Raw genomic sequence first — 17,183 nt, forward strand, 5'->3', positions numbered from 1 at the left:
CTCGGCTCGCAAAGGCGGCCGGGCACCGTAAAGTGCGGGCGTGACCTCGTTGCCATCGCCGTCTCCAGATTTCGCCGGACCCGGTTCCACGCGCCGTATCGCCGTGGCCGGTCGTCCGTGAGCGCGGCCGACGACACCGCGACCGCCTTCGACGGGGCCACCTCAGTGCGGTCGCTCGGGGACGGCACGTTCACCGCGACGTTGCGGTCGGAATGGTCGATCGGGGTCCATCCGCACGGCGGGTTCCTGGTGGCGTTGCTGGCGAAAACCGCTGCCGCCGCGTTGCACGAGCGCGGGGACGCGACCGTCGATCCGCTCGCGGTGAGCACCGAATTCCTGCACGCGCCCGCGCTCGGCCCGGTGTTGCTGCGCGCGGACGTGCGCAAGGTCGGCCGCCGGGTTTCGGTGGTCGCGGTGTCGCTCGAACAGCGCGGCCGGGCTTGCGTCGAGGCGAGGGTCACGGTCGGCCGGTTGCCGATGCGCCGTTCCGAATGGACGGACCTGCCGCAGATGCCCGCCGAACCGCCGTCGAACGCGCCGCAGCTCGGCAAGGACACTCCGGAAGGCCCGTTCCACCTGTCCGCCGCCTGCGACGTCCGGCTGGACGCGGCGACCGCGGGATTCCTCACCGGACGCACCGGCGACCCGCCCCGGCTGCGGATGTGGGCGCGTCCGCGCGTGGGCCAGCCCGACGTGTACTTCTCGCTGCTGGCAGGCGACCTCAACCCGCCGGTGGTGGCGAACCTCGGCAGGCACGGCTGGGCCCCGACGGTCCAGCTGACCTCGCTGCTGCGCACCCGCCCGGCCCCTGGCTGGCTGCGGATCCTCGTCGAATCGCGCTCGGTGCACGAGCCGTGGTTCGACTCGGACGCGACCGTCGTGGACTCCCAAGGCAGGCTCGTCGCGCAGGTGCGGCAGCTGGCGCTCGCCCCGGCACCGGGCGGCTGAGCCGCGTTTGGCACGCTGAAGCGCATGAGTGTGATCGCGGTGCTGGGTGCGGGAAAGATCGGCGAAGCCCTGCTGTCGGGCCTGCTCAACGGCGGCCACGAGCCAGGCGACCTGCTCTTCACCGAGCGGTACGAGGAGCGGGCGCGCGAGCTGGAAACGCGCTACCCGGGCATGAAAGCGGCGACCGTCGCGGACGCGGCGCGGCGCGCGGACATCCTCGTGGTCGCGGTGAAGCCGCAGGACATCGAGCCGGTGCTGGACGAGCTGGCCCCGCTGCTCGGTCCGTCGTCGCTGGTCGTCTCGCTGTGCGCGGGACTGCCGACCGCGCTGTACGAACGCCGGCTCGCTGAGGGGGTGCCGGTGGTCCGCGTGATGCCGAACACCCCGATGCTGGTCGGCGAGGCGATGAGTGCGATCTCACCCGGCCAGCACGCGACGCCCTCGCACGTCGCGACGGTCAAGGAACTGCTGTCGCACGTCGGCCAGGTCGTCGAGGTCCCGGAGCGGCAGCAGGACGCGGTCACCGCACTGTCCGGATCCGGCCCGGCGTACTTCTTCTACCTGGTCGAGGCCATGATCGACGCGGGCATCCTGCTCGGCCTGCCGCGCGCGCTGGCCGGACAGCTGATCATCCAGTCGGCGGTCGGCGCGGCGAAGATGCTGGCCGAGGGCCAGGACCACCCGGTACTGCTGCGCGAGGCGGTGACGTCCCCCGCCGGGACCACCATCAACGCGATCCGCGAACTGGAGAAGCACGGCGTGCGCGCGGCTTTGCTCGACGCGATCGAGGCCGCCCGCGACCGGTCGGAGGAGCTGGGGCGCGCCCACGAGAACTGATCGTCCGCCTCCGGTCGGACCGCCCCAATGCCGCATTGGGGTGTTCTCAGTGGCGCGGCGGGCGGCGTTGGTACGGCGAGGCGCAGCGTCGACGGGGCCGCGTTGCTTCTCCGCTGCGGTTGACGTCCGTGAGGGCCACCCTGAGGGAATCTGATTCCCTCGGGGTGGCCCTCACGTCCCGCGTCCCAGGCCAGGCGAGACCTTCGACCTGGGCGGACACGGCTCGAACGCACCTGCAGCGCCGCCTCAAGTTCCTGGCATTGGGAACCAGAGTCAGTCAGGGTTCCCCTCACGACCTCAGCGCCAGCCCAACCGCGCTCATCGGCCGAGGGCGGCTTCACGCACCGCGTTCGCGGAGAGTGGCGCTCCTCCGGCGGCGGGCGGGCGCGGGGGGCGAGGGTCGTGAAGGGCTCCTTGCGGGAATCAGATTCCCTCAAGGAGCCCTTCACGACCCTCGGCGGGAGAGGAGCTGCCTGGCGCGCCCTAGCCAGCGGCCGCCCGCAACACCCTGACCAGCATCGCTGCCAAGAACCCACCGCGTACCGCGCTGCTGAGAAACCTCAACGTATGCATCTGACGCACCCAATGCGGCGTTCGGTGCGTCGCACGCACCCAATGCCGCATTGGGGCGCTTCGAGCCAAGGCCCGGGGGGAGGGGGTCGGCGCGTCCGCTGCTCCGTTCAGCGGTGCCGATGCCGTAGCGCCCCACCGGGCCGAATCCGGCAAATCGGATACTGCTGCGCCGTCCGGGCTACGCGAAGCCCCAGGTGAGGGCCCATCCTGGTGACAGGCGTCGCACGAGTCCCACCTGTCCCGCTACCCTCGGAAGAGCACGTGCGTGTCGATACCACAGGTGGGGAAGCCTCGTGGCGCGACACGTGTCGAAGGACGCGGTAAACATGTCGCCGAACAAGAGGGAGGATTTGCCCGCGGTAGGGCAGGTCCAGTTTTTGACAGTCGCCGAAGTGGCCACGCTGATGCGGGTCTCGAAGATGACCGTGTACCGCCTGGTGCATTCGGGCGAACTTCCCGCGGTCAGAGTCGGGAAGTCCTTCCGGGTGCCGGAAAAAGCGGTGCACGAGTATCTGCAGGGTGCTTACTTCGACGTGGGCTGATCCGACGGCGGGCATGCGTCAGACCATGCCCGCCGACCAGCCCGCGCCGGGACGCTAGTAACCTGGTAAACCGCTCGTGCCTGTGCGCTCCACCCGTTGGACGCTGCGCCGGGCAGCGTGACCGACGACCAAGAGGAGCGCCCATGGGTTCCGTGATCAAGAAGCGCCGCAAGCGCATGTCGAAGAAGAAGCACCGCAAGCTGCTGCGCCGTACGCGCGTGCAGCGGCGCAAGGCCGGCAAGTGAGCCGTCCGCGCGGCTAGAGTTTCGTGGCCCGTCCAGTCTCTGGACGGGCCACACTCATGTTCGGACCTTCCTACGCCCGATCGAGTGAGGCGCGTATCGCAATCCGGACGTCCCTCGTAAATACCAGGTAAGACCTGGTCAGCAGGGTGTCCGGGGCCGGTAACATGGCAGGTGCATCAGCGCGATGTTTCCAGCGAGTGCAGGTTCGCGCACCCCGAGTGATCACTCCGTCTTGCACACTGCTGCCGATCAGGGAGTTCCATGGCCTCGAACATCGTGCTCGTCACCGGAGTCGCCGGCGACCTTGGCGGGAAGCTGCTCGCCAGGCTCGGCGCGCATCCGGATCTCGAGCGGGTGATCGGCGTCGACACCGCCCCGCCGTCCAAGGACGTCCAGCAGCGGATGGGCCGCGCCGAGTTCGTCCGCGCGGACATCCGCAATCCGCTCATCGCGAAGGTGATCAGCAGCGCCGAGGTGGACACCGTCGTGCACACCTCGTGCACCGCGCATCCGGCCGGGCCGAGCCGGCGCGCCGCGGTCAAGGAAGTCAACGTCATCGGCACCATGCGGCTGCTCGCCGCGTGCCAGCGCGCGCCGAAGGTGCGCAAGCTCGTGGTGAAGTCGAGTGCCGCGGTCTACGGCGCGGGCGCGCGTTCGCAGGCGGTGTTCACCGAGGATTCGGAGCTGATCCCGCCGTCGACCAGCGGCTACGCGAAGGACGCGGTCGAGATGGAGGGCTACGTGCGCGGCCTCGCCCGCCGCCGCCCGGACCTGACCGTCACGCTCCTGCGGTTCGCGAACATCATCGGCCCCGAGGTCGACACCGTGCTGGCCCGGTACTTCTCGCTGCCGGTCGTGCCGACCGTCTTCGGCTACGACTCCCGGCTGCAGCTGCTGCACGGGTCAGACGCGCTGTCAGTGCTCGAAATGGCGACGCTGGAAGACCGTCCGGGCGTGTTCAACGTCGCGTCGGAGGGCGTGCTGACCCTGTCGCAGGCGATCCGCCGGGCGGGCCGGGTCGGGCTGCCGATGCCGCGCGGCGTGGTGCCGTCGGTCGGGAAGCTGCTGCGCGGCGCCCGGCTGGTCGATTTCTCCGCCGACCAGGTGCGGCTGCTGAACTTCGGCCGCGCGGTCGACATCACGAAGCTCAAGAAGGAATTCGGGTACACGCCCCGCTGGACCACCCGCGAGGCGTTCGACGACTACGTGGCCGGCCGCGGCCTGCGTCCGGTGCTCGACGGCGGCGCGCTGGCCGGGCTGGCGGGCAAGGTGCTCGAGGCCGCCGCCACCGGGCAGGCGCGCCGATGAACCACGCGACGAGGGCCGGAAGCGAGGCGAATCCCGTGAACAGTGCTGAGGCACAGGTCATTCTGCTGCATGGACCCGGCCGGGAGAAGCCGGCCGAGGCCCCGGCTCCGGTCGAGGAGCGGGTGGACGCGCCGGTCGTCGAGTTCCCGGCGCAGCCGTCCGGTCCGGTGCGCGAGCCGGCCGCCGATCCGCTGTCGGAATCGGTGCGCGGCGCGCTCACCTTCCTGCGCCACCGGCTCACCGGCGACTACGAGGTGGACGAGTTCGGCTTCGACGCCGAGCTCACCGAGACGCTCGTGCTGCCGCCGCTGCGCGCGCTGTACGAGAAGTGGTTCCGGGTCGACACGTTCGGTGTCGAGAACCTGCCGAGGGCGGGCGGCGCGCTGCTGGTGTCCAACCACTCCGGCACCTTGCCGCTCGATGCGTTGATGACCGCGGTCGCGGTGCACGACGAGACCGGCGGACGGCATCTGCGCGGCCTCGGCGCGGACCTGGTGTTCAAGCTGCCGCTGGTCGGGTCGTTCGCGCGCAAGTCCGGGCAGACGCTCGCCTGCAACGCCGACGCCGAACGCCTGCTGACCAACGGCGAGCTGGTCGGCGTGTGGCCGGAAGGCTTCAAGGGCGTCGGGAAGCCGTTCTCCGCGCGGTACAAGCTGCAGCGCTTCGGCCGCGGCGGGTTCGTGTCCGCGGCGATGCGCGCGGGCGTGCCGATCATCCCGGTGTCGGTGGTCGGGGCCGAGGAGACGTATCCGAAGATCGGCGAGCTCAAGGTGCTGGCCCGGCTTCTCGGGCTGCCGTACTTCCCGGTCACGCCGTTCTTCCCGCTGCTGGGCCCGCTCGGCGCGGTGCCGCTGCCCACGAAGTGGACCATCGAGTTCGGCGAACCGATCCGCACCGACGAGTACGGCCCGGAAGCGGTCGACGATCCGATGCTGGTGTTCACGCTCACCGACCAGGTCCGCGAGTCGATCCAGCACTCGCTGTACCGCAGGCTTTCCCAGCGCCGCAGCGTTTTCCGGGGTTGAGCATCAGCCGGGCATACGCCAGCCCCGGTGCACTGAGCGTTCGCAGCGCCGCGGTTCGTCGCCGACGCTGACGAACAGCGCGGTCAGCAAGGCCGCGCCGTGGTCGAGCGTGCCGCGCGGCAGGGGGCCGTTCGCGACCAGCGAGACCAGACCGTGCGCGATGGCCCAGCTTTGCGTGGCGAGTTCGAGCGCGTCGAGGCCTTCGCGGTACCGGCCCGTGTCGCGGCCGCGGGCGGCGGCTTGCACGAGGTACTCGAGGGTGTCGTCGGCGGCTTGGGCGTCTTCCAGGTCGAAGTTGGCGTCGAACATCACGCGGTACAGGTCCGGGTGGGCCAATGCGTTGCCGAGGTAAGCGGAGATCAGCGCGGCGTGGTCGCGTACCGGATCGGCGGACTGGCGGACCTCGGCCATCCGGTGCGCCAGCCGGGTAAAACCCTCCTGCCGCAAGGCTTTCCACAGCCCGTCCATGCTGTCGAAGTGCGTGTAGACGGCCATCGTCGACACTCCGGTGCCGGTCACGAGCGAGCGCAGGGTGATCGGTTCGCGGGTGCGGAGCATCTGCGCTGCTCGTTCGAGCAGCAAGGTGCGCACTGCCGGATCTTTCGCCCTCGCCATGGCGGCATTCTATAGCATTGCAATGCTATGTTTTGAAGGCCGAGGATTTTCAGGAGGAAACATGGCCGTCACCCTGGTCAATCCCGCTTCGCTGCCGCAGGTCGGCCTCTACCGGCAGGTGGCCGTCGCGACCGGCTCGCGGACGGTGTACCTCGCCGGGCAGGTCGCGCGGACCGCGGACGGCGGGCACGTCGGGGAAGGGGACCTGGCCGCGCAGGTCGAGCAGGCTTACCTGAACGTGGCCGCGGCACTGGCCGAGGTGGGCGCCACGTTCGCGGATGTCGCGCGGCTGACCGTGTATTTCGTCGAGTGGTCGCCGGAGAAGATGGGCGAGTTCGTCGAGGGCGTGCAGCAGGCGGAGAAGAAGCTGGGCGTCAGCATTCAGGCCCCGTTGACCGGGATCGGCGTGGCGTTCCTGGCCGAACCGGACCTGCTGGTCGAGGTCGAGGCGACCGCGGTGCTGGACTGATCCGGTTTCAGCGGCGGCGGTACGCCATCCCCGCGGCGACCGCCCCCGCGACCGCGCCCGCGCCGAGCACGGACGGGACGCCGATGCGGGCGGCTTTGCGGCCGGTGCGGAAGTCGCGGATTTCCCAGCCGCGGGCGCGGGCGACGTCGCGCAGGCCGCTGTCCGGGTTGACCGCGACCGCGGTGCCGACGACCGACAGCATCGGCACGTCGTTCTGCGAATCCGAATAAGCCGTGCAGCGCTTGAGGTTCAGGCCCTCCCGCGACGCGAGCGCGCGGACCGCGTGTGCCTTCGCGCGGCCGTGCAGCATGTCGCCGACCAACCGTCCGGTGTAGACGCCGTCCTTGGTTTCCGCGACCGTGCCGAGCGCGCCGGTGAGGCCGAGGCGGCGCGAGATGATCGCGGCGAGTTCGATCGGGGTCGCCGTGACGAGCCACACGCGCTGGCCCGCGTCGAGGTGCATCTGCGCGAGCGCGCGGGTGCCGGACCAGATCTTGTCCGCCATCAGCTCGTCGTAGATCTCCTCGCTCATCGTGGTGAGCTCCTCGACCGTGCGACCGGCCACAAAGGACAGCGCGCGCTCGCGGTGGGTCTTGATGTCGGCCTTGTTCTCGCGCCCGCCGATGCGGAACTTGACCTGGTCCCACACGAAACCGGCGAGGTCGGCCGAGGTGAAGAACTTGCGCGCGGCGAGCCCGCGGGCGAAGTAGAAGATCGACGCGCCCATCATCATCGTGTTGTCCACGTCGAAGAAGGCGCCCGCGGTGAGGTCCGGCGGCGCGGGCGGAACCGTCGTCGCCAGCTGCGCCGAGGAGGACGCGGCCTCCGCCGACGCTTCTCCGGCGAGCGTGGCGAGCCGCTCCAGTTCCTGACTCTTATCCTTGCCACGCCAAGCTGACACGCACACCGCCTCCAGGTTCGGGCACGTCCCGGCGGACGACGCCGACCGGGTCCTGCAGCACAGGGTAGCGACCGCGCGACTCACCCGTTGGAGATGTGGCCCGCGCCTCGGACAGGGGTTGCGTTCCGGAGTGACGCATGTCGCTGACCTTGGCGTCAGCCGATGACGATCGGTGGGAGTCCGGGCAGCAGCGGCGGGATCGAGACGACCGGCGGGGGTGCGGGCCGAGTCGGGATCCGGGGTGTGTTGAGGGGTGGTCGGCGGCGGGACGCACAGGGGGTTGCGTTCCGGGGTGACGCATGTCGCTGACCTTGGTGTCAGCCGATGACGATCGGCGGCAGTCCGGGGAGCAGCGGCGGGATCGAGACGACCGGCGGGGGTGCGGGCCGGGTCGGGATCCGGGGTGTGGTGGGGGCGGTGATCGGCGGCGGGACGCTCGGCGGGACCGGCGGGTGCGGGATCGCGGGCGACGTCGGCGTCGGGGTCGGCGTGCTCGGGTCGCTCAGCGTCGGCGACGAGACCGAGCGCACCGGCAGCGGGGAGTCCGTCGGCGGGACGCTCGTCCCGGCAGCAGGCGGCGGGCTGGTCGGCGTGGAGCCGCCGGGTGACAGCGGTTGCTGGGTGCACGCGCCGCGCGCCGGGAGGAGGCCGAGTTCGTCCGTGGTGCCGGTGGTGATCTGGTAGCAGCTCAGCCGCGAGCCCAGCGCGGAAGTCCGCTGCTGTACCCGGTCGAGCAGGAGGCGTGCCTGCTGGAGATCCGCGAGGGCGGACGCCGGGACGCCGACCTGCTCCGACTCCAGTTGCCGCGACTGGCTCTGCGCCCACGATTCCAGCGACGTCAGCCGTGTGCGGTTGCCGCTCGTCGTCGCCAGTTCGGTGAGTTCGGACACGCCCGCGCGGACGTCACTGCTGAAATCGTGCAGGGCGGTTTGATACGCCGACGGGCTGGCGTCGCTCATCCGGCCCAGTTCGGTGACGCGGTTCGCGGCGAACTTGAGGTGTTTCTCGGCCTTGGCTTCGTCGCCGAAGGTCAGGCCGAGCGACGTGACTTCGCCGGCTCGCTTCACGCTGTACAGCGCGTCTCCGGGCAAGGCATCTCGCGAAAGCAGCAGCGTGAGCCCGCCAAGGCCGAGGATCAGCGCGATGCCCGCCGCGGCGAGGTCGGCCATTCGCGGCCGCCACCGGCGGCGGGGGAGCGGTTCGCCGATGCGGCCTTCGATCTCGGCGCGGATCCGGGCTCGGGTGGCGGGATCGGGGGCGCCTGCCTGGCCCAGTTCGCGCAGCGCGCCGACCAGTGCCAGCTCTTCGGCGAATTCTTCCGGCCGCTGTCCGGGGGAAGCATCGATCGCGTCGTCGAACCGTTCGCTCTCGGTCCGACCACGCGAAAACCACCCGGGCACGCCCACGGTGCTGCTCCGTCTCCACCCAACGCCCGGCCCTGACCGCCGGTCTGGGTGAGAAACGATTAAGAAGCCGAAAAAGTTACGGCTGTTCGTTGAACGATCAACGCAAGCCGGTGGGCAGCAGCTGCGCGAGCCGCCGGACCGCCCGGTGCTGCAGTGCCTTCACCGCGCCCTCGTTGCGGTCCATGATCTGCGCGGTCTCCGCGACCGACAGTCCCTGGAGGAACCGCAGCACGATGCATTCGCGCTGGTCCTCGCCCAGTTCGGCGACGCAGCGCAGCAGTTCGGCCCTGGTCGCGCCCGCGATCGCCTGCTGTTCGGGTCCGGCCTGGGCGACCGGGCCGACCGGTCCGCCGGGCACGCCGCCCGGTTCGGCGACCTCGTCGGTGACGACCTCGAGCCGGAACCGGCTGGACTTCACGTGGTCGAGGATCAGGTTGCGGGCGATGGTGACGAACCACGCGCCGACGTCGCGGCCCTGGTAGCTGACCGACGTGATCCGGCGCAGCGCGCGCAGGAAGGTCTCGCTGGTGACGTCCTCGGCCAGGTCGCGGTCGCCGAGGCGGAAGAGCGCGTAGCGGTAGACGACGTCGACGTACCGGTCGTACAGCTGGCCGAACGCGGAGGACTCGCCCGCCTGCGCGGCCCGCACCAGTTCCCACGCCTCGGCCTTCGCGACCTCGGCGGGATCCGGTTCGGTGTCGGCCTTGGGCAGCGGCACGGCGGCCGCGGGCGAGCCGAACACGCGGTCGGCGAACATCGAGACCGGACCGCGGTGCGGTGCGGCGGACAGGGTGATCGGACGGCTCATCGGGCGGCACCTCCGGCGGTCCCTGGTGCGGCCGGGCGCGTACCCGAGGGCGTGCGGGCGTGCCTCGGCGCGTGTCCCACACCCTCGTGGACCGGCGGCTTCGGCACGACGACTCCCTTGCTCGGGTCACCCGGTAGTGATCAACGCCACCCGGTGACGCAGTGCAGCATACGTGTTGTTACCGCGAAGTAGGTAGTGTCCCGGTCAGGCAGAGGTGCGACGATCGCGCAGCATCCCCATTACGGGTGACAAGATGACGAATCCGCAACGGAACGAGAGGGGTGGGGGTGGACCGGATCAGCACCGCCCACGGCGTCGCCGGCCTGCTCGCCAATGCGGCCAGCCGCTGGCCGGATCGCACGGCGATCACCGAGACGGGCACGGGTGCCACGCTGACCTGGCGAGAGCTCGACGAAGCCGCGCACGCGCAAGCACGCCGGCTGGTGTCCTCCGGCGTCGCACCGGGCGACCCGGTGGTGCTGCGGCTCCCGACGTCGGCTGACTTCGCGGTCGCCCTGTTCGCGGTGCTGCGCGCGGGCGGAATCGCCGTCCCGCTCTCTCCGCAGGCCCCCGCACCCGAACTGGAACGGCTGCTCGAGCACTGCGGCGCGAAACGCGTGGTGCAGCGCGACGACGCCGAATTGCCCGACGGCATCGCCGGACTGCCGCCGCGCGGCGACGAGCCGGGCGACGCGGTCGACCTCGGCCGTTCCGGCGAGGACATCGCGGTCATCTCGTACACCTCCGGCACGACCGGTCCGCCGCGCGGAGTGCTGCTGTCGCACCGCGCGCTGCTGGCGAACCTCGATCAGCTGTCCCAAGTGGACGGAGTGACCGAGCACGACGACCGGGTGCTGGTGTCGATCCCGCTCTTCCATGTCTACGGTCTCGGTCCGGGCCTGCTCATGGCCACGGCGGTCGGCGCGACGCTGGTGCTGTCCGAACGCTTCGAAGCCCGGCGGACGCTCCAGGACTGCGCTGAGCATGGCGTCACGGCGATCACCGGCGTGCCCGCGATGTACAACGAATTCGCCGCGCTCGACCCCGAAGAACTGGCGCACGGGCTGGCGACCGTGAAACGGCTGACGTCCGGTGCCGCGCCGTTGCACCCCAAGGTGCTCGCGGCGATCCGCGAAGCCGCCGGGGTCGACGTGTACGAGGGCTACGGGCTCACCGAATGCGCGCCGGTGGTGACGTCGACGCTGGTCACCGGCTATCCGAAGCCCGGATCGGTCGGACGTCCGCTGCCCGGCATCGAGCTGCGGCTGGTGGAGTCGGACGGGTCCGCGGACGAGTTGCCGCTCGATCCGGAGGAGCCGGACGACGTGTTCGAGGCAGGCGGCAGCACCGGGCTGGTGTCGGTGCGCGGGGCGAACCTGTTCTCCGGGTACTGGCCGGACGGTGCGCACGGCCCGGACGCCGAGGGCTGGTTCCGGACTGGCGACGTCGGCTACCTCGATTCCGACGGCGACCTGCACCTGGTTGACCGGGCCAACGACTTGATCATCGTCAACGGCTTCAACGTCTTCCCGCACGAGGTCGAGGAAGTGATCTCGCAGCTGCCCGGGGTGGCTGAGGCGGCCGTCGTGGGCGTGGTCGACGAGCGCAGCGGCGAAGCGGTGAAGGCGGTCGTGGTGCCTGCCGAGGGCGCGGCACTGTCGGAGCAGCAGGTGGTGGACCAGTGCACCGCGCATCTCGCCGGGTACAAGGTGCCGCACACCGTCGAGTTCGCCGAGACGCTGCCGCATTCGGCGACCGGGAAGCTGCGCCGGCTGAAGCTACGCTGATCCTGTGCACAAAGTGACCGTGATGAGCCGCGAAGGATGTCACCTGTGCGACGTGGCCGAGGCGGACGTCGCGCGGATCTGCGGCGAGCTGGGCGTGCCGTGGGAGACCGCGGACGTCGACAGCGACCCGGAATGGCGGGCTGAATACGGGGACCAGGTGCCGGTGATCCTGATCGACGGGGCCGAGCACGGGTACTGGCGCGTCGAGGAAGAACGGCTGCGCGCGGCACTGCGGTAAGCAACCCGTAAGCGCTTTGAACGGGCCGGACCCGCCCGGACCCGCCGAAGATGGTGGGGTGAGTGCGTTGAAAGAAGCCCCGCCGACCGTCCGGCCGCGCCTGTCGCTGGGCATCGCGACCTTCATCGGGCTGGTCTCGCTGGCCGTCGCGCTGGGCGTGGGGCATCTGGTTGCCGGATTTGTCGGGTACAACGCGTCGCCGTTCGTCGCGGTCGCGGACTTCGTCATCGCGCACAGCCCGCACGCCGTCGTGGTGTGGGCGGAGCAGACGATCGGGACCGCCGACAAGACCGTGCTCAAGATCGGCCTGGCCGTGGTGCTGCTGGCGTTCGCGGTGCTCGCCGGACAACTTTCGCGCCGCCGTGCGCTGCCCGGCCAGTTGCTGGTGGTCCTGGTCGGCGCGTTCGGGATCTTCGCGGTGTTCGAGCGCACGGACGTCGGACAGCTCGCATTGCTGTCTCCGGTGCTGGCGCTGGGCGCTTCGCTGCTGGTGTTCAGCTGGCTGCACAAACGCGCGCTGCCCGCGGAAACCGAACCGCGGCAAGGACTCAGCCGTCGCCAGGTCCTGCAGCGCGGCGCGGGAATCGCGGCCGGCGCCGGGGTGGCGGCGATCGTCGGCGAGGTCGTGTCCACCACCAGCAGCGCGACCGGTTCGCGCGCGTCGATCGGTCCGCTGGTCGCCGCGAAGAAGGCCCCGCCGCTGCCGCCGGACGCGGATTTCCACAAGCTCGGCTCGCCGCCGTTCATCACGCCGAACGGCAGTTTCTACCGGATCGACACCGCGTTCGTCGTGCCGCAGGTGCGGGCCGAGGACTGGACTCTCAAGATCCACGGCATGGTCGACCGCGAGGTGAGCTTTTCCTACGCGGACATCCGGAACCGGCCGCTGATCGAGCGGACGGTGACGCTCACCTGCGTCTCCAACGAGGTCGGCGGCGACCTGATCTCGACTGCGAACTTCATCGGCGTCGACCTGGTCGACCTGCTGGACGCGGCTGGCGTGCAGGCGGGCGCGCAGCAGATGTATGCGACCAGCGTCGACGGGTTCACCTGCGGCACCCCGGCCAACGTCGCGCTCGACCCGGCGCGCGGCGCGATGCTCGCGATCGGCATGAACGGCGAGCCGCTGCCGGTCGAGCACGGTTTCCCGGCGCGGATCGTGATCCCCGGGCTGTACGGCTACGTCTCGGCGACCAAATGGGTCACTGACCTGGAGTTCACGACCTGGGACGCGCGGCAGGCGTACTGGCTGCAGCGCGGCTGGGCGGAACAGGCCCCGATCAAAACCGAATCGCGGATCGACGCACCGGGCGACGGCACGTCGGTGCGCTCGGGCAAGGTCCGCGTCGCGGGGACGGCGTGGGCGCAGCACGTCGGGATCGCGAAGGTGGAAGTACGGGTGGACCAGGGCCCGTGGGTCCCGGCGACGCTTTCGGCCGAGGTCAACAAGGACACCTGGCGGATGTGGTGGGCCGAGGTGCCGGTGCCGCCGGGCAGCCACACGGTGACGGTGCGGGCGACGGACCAGTCCGGGTACACGCAGACCGACCATCCTGCGGACCCGGTGCCGGACGGTGCGACTGGATGGCACAAGGTGCCGTTCACCGCCGCCTGAGCAAGTAACAGCCGGGGCTTCGGCACCCGACCCGCTGCGGGTTGCTGTCCGTGAGGGCCACCCAGAGGGAATCTGATTCCCTGAGGGTTCCCCTCACGTACGTTCGCCGCCGCTTAAGCGACCGGGGTTGTGCTTCTGGTCATGCGGATGACCAGTGACTTTGTGCATGCGTTCACAAGTGGACTACCGTAGGAACCCGTCCCCGCGAGGACCGGCATCGAACCGGACGGAAGCCGTGGGGTCAAGGGTTGGTTTTCCACTGCCGGTCAAGGCAGGTGGGGGACAGCGCGGGCACGAAGCCGGATTGAGGAGAAGTCAGCGTGGTGACACAGCGGGGCGGGCGCAGCGGTGCCGAACCGCCGGCCACGCCTCCCCGCGACGAATCCGACGCCGCCGAATCCGCCCCGCCTGCCGCGCGCCGGTCCGGTGGACGGCACGCCGCGGGCAGTCGCCGTCGAGCCGCGGTGAGCGAGAACGGCTTGGCGCGCAACGGAAACTCGGCGGCTGGCACGGAAAACGGGGACGACCAGGTCGCTGGCGGCGGCGAGCACGCGGCGGGCAACGGGCGTGTCTCCGGGAATGGCCGGGCCGCGTCCAGCAACGGCAATGGCCGTGCTAGCCGGGCAGCCGCTGGCGAGCATGCCGAGGGCAACGGCCGCGCCAGCCAGGCGAGCACCCGGGCCGCCGCCGCCGAAGCCCAGACCGAAACCCAGGCCGAAGCGGAGAGCGACGCCAAACCCCGCACCCGCCGCGCCGCCCGCACCTCCCGCCCCGCCCCGGACGCCGACAACGCGCCTACCGCCGAGATGCCCGCCGTCTCCGATGCGGAGGACACCGCGGTCCGTGCGAAGCAGATCCCGGAGGCCGCCGTCGCCCGGCTGGCCGTCTACCTGCGGATCCTCTCCGGATTGGCCGAACAGGGCGCGACCACCGTCTCCAGCGAGGAACTCTCCGCCGCGGCGGGCGTGAACTCCGCCAAGCTCCGCAAAGACCTCTCCTACCTGGGTTCGTACGGCACCCGCGGCGTCGGCTACGAGGTGCAGGTGCTCGTCAGCCAGATCGAGCGGATCCTCGGCCTCACCCGGCAGCATCGGGTCGCCGTGGTCGGGATCGGCAACCTCGGCCACGCGCTCGCCAACTACGGCGGCTTCCCCGGCCGCGGCTTCCCGGTCGAAGCGCTCTTCGACCTCGACCCCGATCTGATCGGCGTCCCCGTAGGGGGTCTCCCGGTCTCCCACATGGACGACATTCCTCGCGTTTGCTCCGAAAGGGAGATTTCCGTGGGGATCATCGCCACACCTCCTACCGCCGCGCAGTCGGTGTGCGACAGGCTGGTAGCAGGCGGCGTCCAGTGCATCCTCAACTTCGCGCCGGTAGTGCTCCAGGTGCCGGCACACGTCGAGGTTCGCAAGGTCGACCTGGCCGTCGAGCTGCAGATCCTCTCGTTCCACGTGGCTCGGCGCGCCGACAGCGCGGGATCCGCCGGGGAAAACCGGGGGAATACCGGGTTACCCGGAGCCAGCGGGCCCGCCGACAATGGGAGCGGACGAAACGGCGCCGGTACGGACGGCGGTCTCGGAATGGTGGTGCGCTGAATGAGCGTGTTGGCGGTCGGGCTCTCCCATCGCAGTGCGGATCTCGGCACGCTCGAACGTGCGGCGATCCCCGCGGACGAGCTGACCAAGGTCCTGCACGACCTGCAGCAGGCGGAGCACATCAGCGAGGTCATGCTCGTCTCGACGTGCAACCGCATCGAGGTCTACGCCGTGGTCGAGACGTTCCACGGCGGTGTCAACGACGTCTCGGAGGTGCTCTCTCGCAAGGCCGGGATGGAGCCCGCCGAGCTGTACGACAGCCTGTACGTGCACTACGCGGGCGCGGCCGTCGAGCATCTGTTCTCCGTCGCCTCGGGCCTCGACTCGATGGTGGTCGGCGAGACGCAGATCCTCGGCCAGGTCCGGTCCTCGTACGCGACCGCGCGCGACGCCGGCACGGTCGGCCGCACGCTGCACGAGCTGATCCAGACCACGCTGCGCGTCGGCAAGCGCGTGCACTCCGAGACCGGGCTTGACCAGCTCGGCGCGTCCGTCGTGTCCGAGGCGCTCGCCGCCGTGGGGGACATCGCGGGCAAGCACGCGCTGATCGTCGGGGCCGGTTCGATGGGCGCGCTCGCCGCCGCCCAGCTGCGCAAGGCCGGGATCGCCGAGATCACCGTGGCCAACCGCACCGAAGCCAACGCCGCCCGGCTGGCCGAGAAGGTCGTCGCGGAGGGGATCCCGGCTCGTTCGGTGCCGCTGACCGAACTCGCGGACGCGGTCGAACTGGCCGATCTCGTCGTGGCGTGCACCGGGGCGCAGGACGCGGTCTTCCTCGCCGGGCACGTGCCCGCGCGCGCCGGCCGCCGGCTGGTCGTCTGCGACCTCGGGCTGCCCAAGGACGTCGACCCCGCGGTCGCCGAACTCGCCGACGTCACCGTGGTCGACCTGGAGACGATCCAGCGCCGCATGCGCGACGCGGGCGCTCCGACCACCGAGCGGCAGACCGCCAAAGCCAACGGCATCGTGCTCGACGAGGTGCGCGAGTACCTCGCCGGACAGCGCAGTGCCGAGGTCACGCCCACGGTCACCGCGCTGCGCAGGCGCGCGGCCGAGGTCGTGGACGCGGAGCTGCTCCGCCTGGACAACCGGCTGCCGGAACTCGACAGCCAGGTTCGCGAAGAGGTCGGCCGCACGGTTCGCCGGGTGGTCGACAAGCTGCTGCACGCGCCGACGGTGCGGGTCAAGCAGCTGGCCGCCGAGACGGCCGACACCGACTACGCCAACGCGTTGCGGGAACTGTTCTGCCTCGACCCGCAGGCTCCTGCGGCCGTGGCGAGCCCGACAGCGCCGGAATCCGAGAAGAAGCGGTAAGTGACCAGAGTCATTCGCATCGGCACGCGGGGCAGCAAGCTCGCCCTCGCGCAGACCGGCATCGTCGCCGACACCATCCGCGCCACCGGGGCGGAGGTGGAGATCGTCACCGTCACCACCCCCGGCGACCTCTCCAGCGCCCCGATCTCGCAGATCGGGGTCGGCGTGTTCACCTCGGCGCTGCGGGAAGCGTTGCTGCGCAACGAGATCGACGTCGCCGTGCACTCGTACAAGGACCTGCCCACCGCGCCCGAGGACGGCCTCGTGCTGGCCGCGGTGCCGCCGCGCGAGGACCCGCGCGACGCGCTGATCGCGCGCGACGGCCTCACCCTCGGCGAGCTTCCGCCGGGCGCGAAGGTCGGCACCGGCGCGGCCCGGCGGATGGCGCAGCTGCGCGCGCTGGGTCTCGGTTTGGAAATCGTGCCGATCCGAGGCAATATCGATACCCGCATGCGCAAGGTGACCGACGGCGAGCTGGATGCCGTGGTGCTCGCGCGTGCCGGACTGGCCAGGGTCGGCCGGGTGGACGAGATCACCGAAACCCTCGACCCGATCCAGATGCTGCCCGCCCCCGCGCAGGGGGCGCTGGCGCTGGAGTGCCGGGCCGCCGACGTGGACATCGAGCACCTGCTCGCGTCCGCGGTGGACGACGAGAGCACGCGGGTCGCGGTGACGGCCGAACGGGCTCTGCTCGCCGCGCTCGAAGCCGGGTGCAGCGCGCCGGTGGGCGCGCTCGCCGAGATCGTCGAGGACCTCGACGACGAGGGCGCGGTGGTGGAACGCATCTCGCTGCGCGGCACCGCTGCCGTCGAAGGCGAGAACGGCGGCGTCGACATGGTGCGGGCGTCCGCGATCGCCGGGATCGGCGAGGCGGAGAAGCTCGGCCGGGAACTGGCCGCCGAACTGCTTGACCTGGGAGCCGGGGCGCTGCTCGGCCCCGCCCTGTGACGCCAGCCG

General features: G+C 70.8%; 17 protein-coding genes. 13 read left to right on the plus strand and 4 right to left on the minus strand.

Features of this window, described 5'->3' with window-relative positions; translation table 11 throughout:
• Positions 1-117 precede the first annotated feature (117 nt).
• The 6 genes from EIZ45_RS17625 (at position 118) to EIZ45_RS17650 (ending at position 5,478) form a co-directional block, all read left to right on the plus strand.
• A complete protein-coding gene (locus tag EIZ45_RS17625; protein ID WP_134663664.1) occupies positions 118-948 on the plus strand; it encodes a thioesterase family protein in 831 nt (276 codons plus the stop codon).
• Positions 949-972: 24 nt separating this feature from the next.
• On the plus strand, positions 973-1,785 hold the full coding sequence (proC, locus tag EIZ45_RS17630; RefSeq protein ID WP_134663665.1) for a pyrroline-5-carboxylate reductase: 813 nt from the start codon (positions 973-975) through the stop codon (positions 1,783-1,785).
• 899 nt (positions 1,786-2,684) lie between these two features.
• The gene (locus EIZ45_RS17635; protein ID WP_033291067.1) at positions 2,685-2,900 is read left to right on the plus strand and encodes a helix-turn-helix domain-containing protein; all 216 of its coding nucleotides are present in this window, start codon (positions 2,685-2,687) and stop codon (positions 2,898-2,900) included.
• A gap of 143 nt (positions 2,901-3,043) precedes the next feature.
• Positions 3,044-3,145, plus strand: coding sequence for a 30S ribosomal protein bS22 (locus EIZ45_RS17640; protein WP_007030867.1), 102 nt, complete (start codon positions 3,044-3,046; stop codon positions 3,143-3,145).
• 261 nt (positions 3,146-3,406) lie between these two features.
• Positions 3,407-4,453: an NAD-dependent epimerase/dehydratase family protein gene (locus EIZ45_RS17645; protein WP_037818830.1), complete on the plus strand. Its 1,047-nt coding sequence runs from the start codon at positions 3,407-3,409 to the stop codon at positions 4,451-4,453.
• Positions 4,450-5,478 (plus strand): lysophospholipid acyltransferase family protein, encoded by a 1,029-nt coding sequence (locus tag EIZ45_RS17650; RefSeq protein ID WP_134663666.1) that lies wholly within the window; start codon positions 4,450-4,452, stop codon positions 5,476-5,478. Before EIZ45_RS17645 ends, EIZ45_RS17650 begins: the two co-directional genes overlap by 4 nt.
• Positions 5,479-5,481: 3 nt before the next feature.
• Here the strand turns inward: EIZ45_RS17650 and EIZ45_RS17655 are convergent, their stop codons facing one another.
• Positions 5,482-6,093, minus strand: coding sequence for a TetR/AcrR family transcriptional regulator (locus EIZ45_RS17655; RefSeq protein ID WP_134663667.1), 612 nt, complete (start codon positions 6,091-6,093; stop codon positions 5,482-5,484).
• Positions 6,094-6,154: 61 nt separating this feature from the next.
• Here EIZ45_RS17655 and EIZ45_RS17660 point away from each other — a divergent pair, with 61 nt between their 5' ends.
• Positions 6,155-6,562: a RidA family protein gene (locus tag EIZ45_RS17660; RefSeq protein WP_134663668.1), complete on the plus strand. Its 408-nt coding sequence runs from the start codon at positions 6,155-6,157 to the stop codon at positions 6,560-6,562.
• 7 nt (positions 6,563-6,569) lie between these two features.
• Here EIZ45_RS17660 and EIZ45_RS17665 read toward each other — a convergent pair whose 3' ends face one another.
• The 3 genes from EIZ45_RS17665 to EIZ45_RS17675 all read right to left on the minus strand — a co-directional run bounded on the left by EIZ45_RS17665 (position 6,570) and on the right by EIZ45_RS17675 (position 9,677).
• Positions 6,570-7,478, minus strand: a complete 909-nt coding sequence (locus EIZ45_RS17665; protein ID WP_051729659.1) for an HAD family phosphatase — start codon at positions 7,476-7,478, stop codon at positions 6,570-6,572.
• A gap of 302 nt (positions 7,479-7,780) precedes the next feature.
• On the minus strand, positions 7,781-8,869 hold the full coding sequence (locus EIZ45_RS17670) for a DUF5667 domain-containing protein (RefSeq protein ID WP_134663669.1): 1,089 nt from the start codon (positions 8,867-8,869) through the stop codon (positions 7,781-7,783).
• A gap of 97 nt (positions 8,870-8,966) precedes the next feature.
• Positions 8,967-9,677 (minus strand): sigma-70 family RNA polymerase sigma factor, encoded by a 711-nt coding sequence (locus EIZ45_RS17675; RefSeq protein ID WP_370318147.1) that lies wholly within the window; start codon positions 9,675-9,677, stop codon positions 8,967-8,969.
• 281 nt (positions 9,678-9,958) lie between these two features.
• Here EIZ45_RS17675 and EIZ45_RS17680 point away from each other — a divergent pair, with 281 nt between their 5' ends.
• The 6 genes from EIZ45_RS17680 to hemC all read left to right on the plus strand — a co-directional run bounded on the left by EIZ45_RS17680 (position 9,959) and on the right by hemC (position 17,174).
• Positions 9,959-11,464 (plus strand): AMP-binding protein, encoded by a 1,506-nt coding sequence (locus EIZ45_RS17680; RefSeq protein WP_134663670.1) that lies wholly within the window; start codon positions 9,959-9,961, stop codon positions 11,462-11,464.
• Positions 11,465-11,486: 22 nt separating this feature from the next.
• Positions 11,487-11,702: a glutaredoxin family protein gene (locus EIZ45_RS17685; RefSeq protein WP_134663757.1), complete on the plus strand. Its 216-nt coding sequence runs from the start codon at positions 11,487-11,489 to the stop codon at positions 11,700-11,702.
• A gap of 58 nt (positions 11,703-11,760) precedes the next feature.
• On the plus strand, positions 11,761-13,317 hold the full coding sequence (locus EIZ45_RS17690) for a molybdopterin-dependent oxidoreductase (RefSeq protein ID WP_134663671.1): 1,557 nt from the start codon (positions 11,761-11,763) through the stop codon (positions 13,315-13,317).
• An 806-nt stretch (positions 13,318-14,123) separates the two neighbouring features.
• Positions 14,124-14,912, plus strand: a complete 789-nt coding sequence (locus EIZ45_RS17695; RefSeq protein WP_134663758.1) for a redox-sensing transcriptional repressor Rex — start codon at positions 14,124-14,126, stop codon at positions 14,910-14,912.
• Complete coding sequence (locus tag EIZ45_RS17700; protein WP_134663672.1) at positions 14,913-16,226, plus strand: glutamyl-tRNA reductase; 1,314 nt, start codon at positions 14,913-14,915, stop codon at positions 16,224-16,226. It abuts the gene before it with no gap.
• Complete coding sequence (hemC, locus tag EIZ45_RS17705; protein WP_037818841.1) at positions 16,227-17,174, plus strand: hydroxymethylbilane synthase; 948 nt, start codon at positions 16,227-16,229, stop codon at positions 17,172-17,174. It abuts the gene before it with no gap.
• Positions 17,175-17,183: the final 9 nt, after the last annotated feature.

The sequence above is a fragment of the Amycolatopsis sp. CFH S0740 genome (assembly GCF_004522315.1).
Lineage (GTDB): Bacteria > Actinomycetota > Actinomycetes > Mycobacteriales > Pseudonocardiaceae > Amycolatopsis > Amycolatopsis nivea.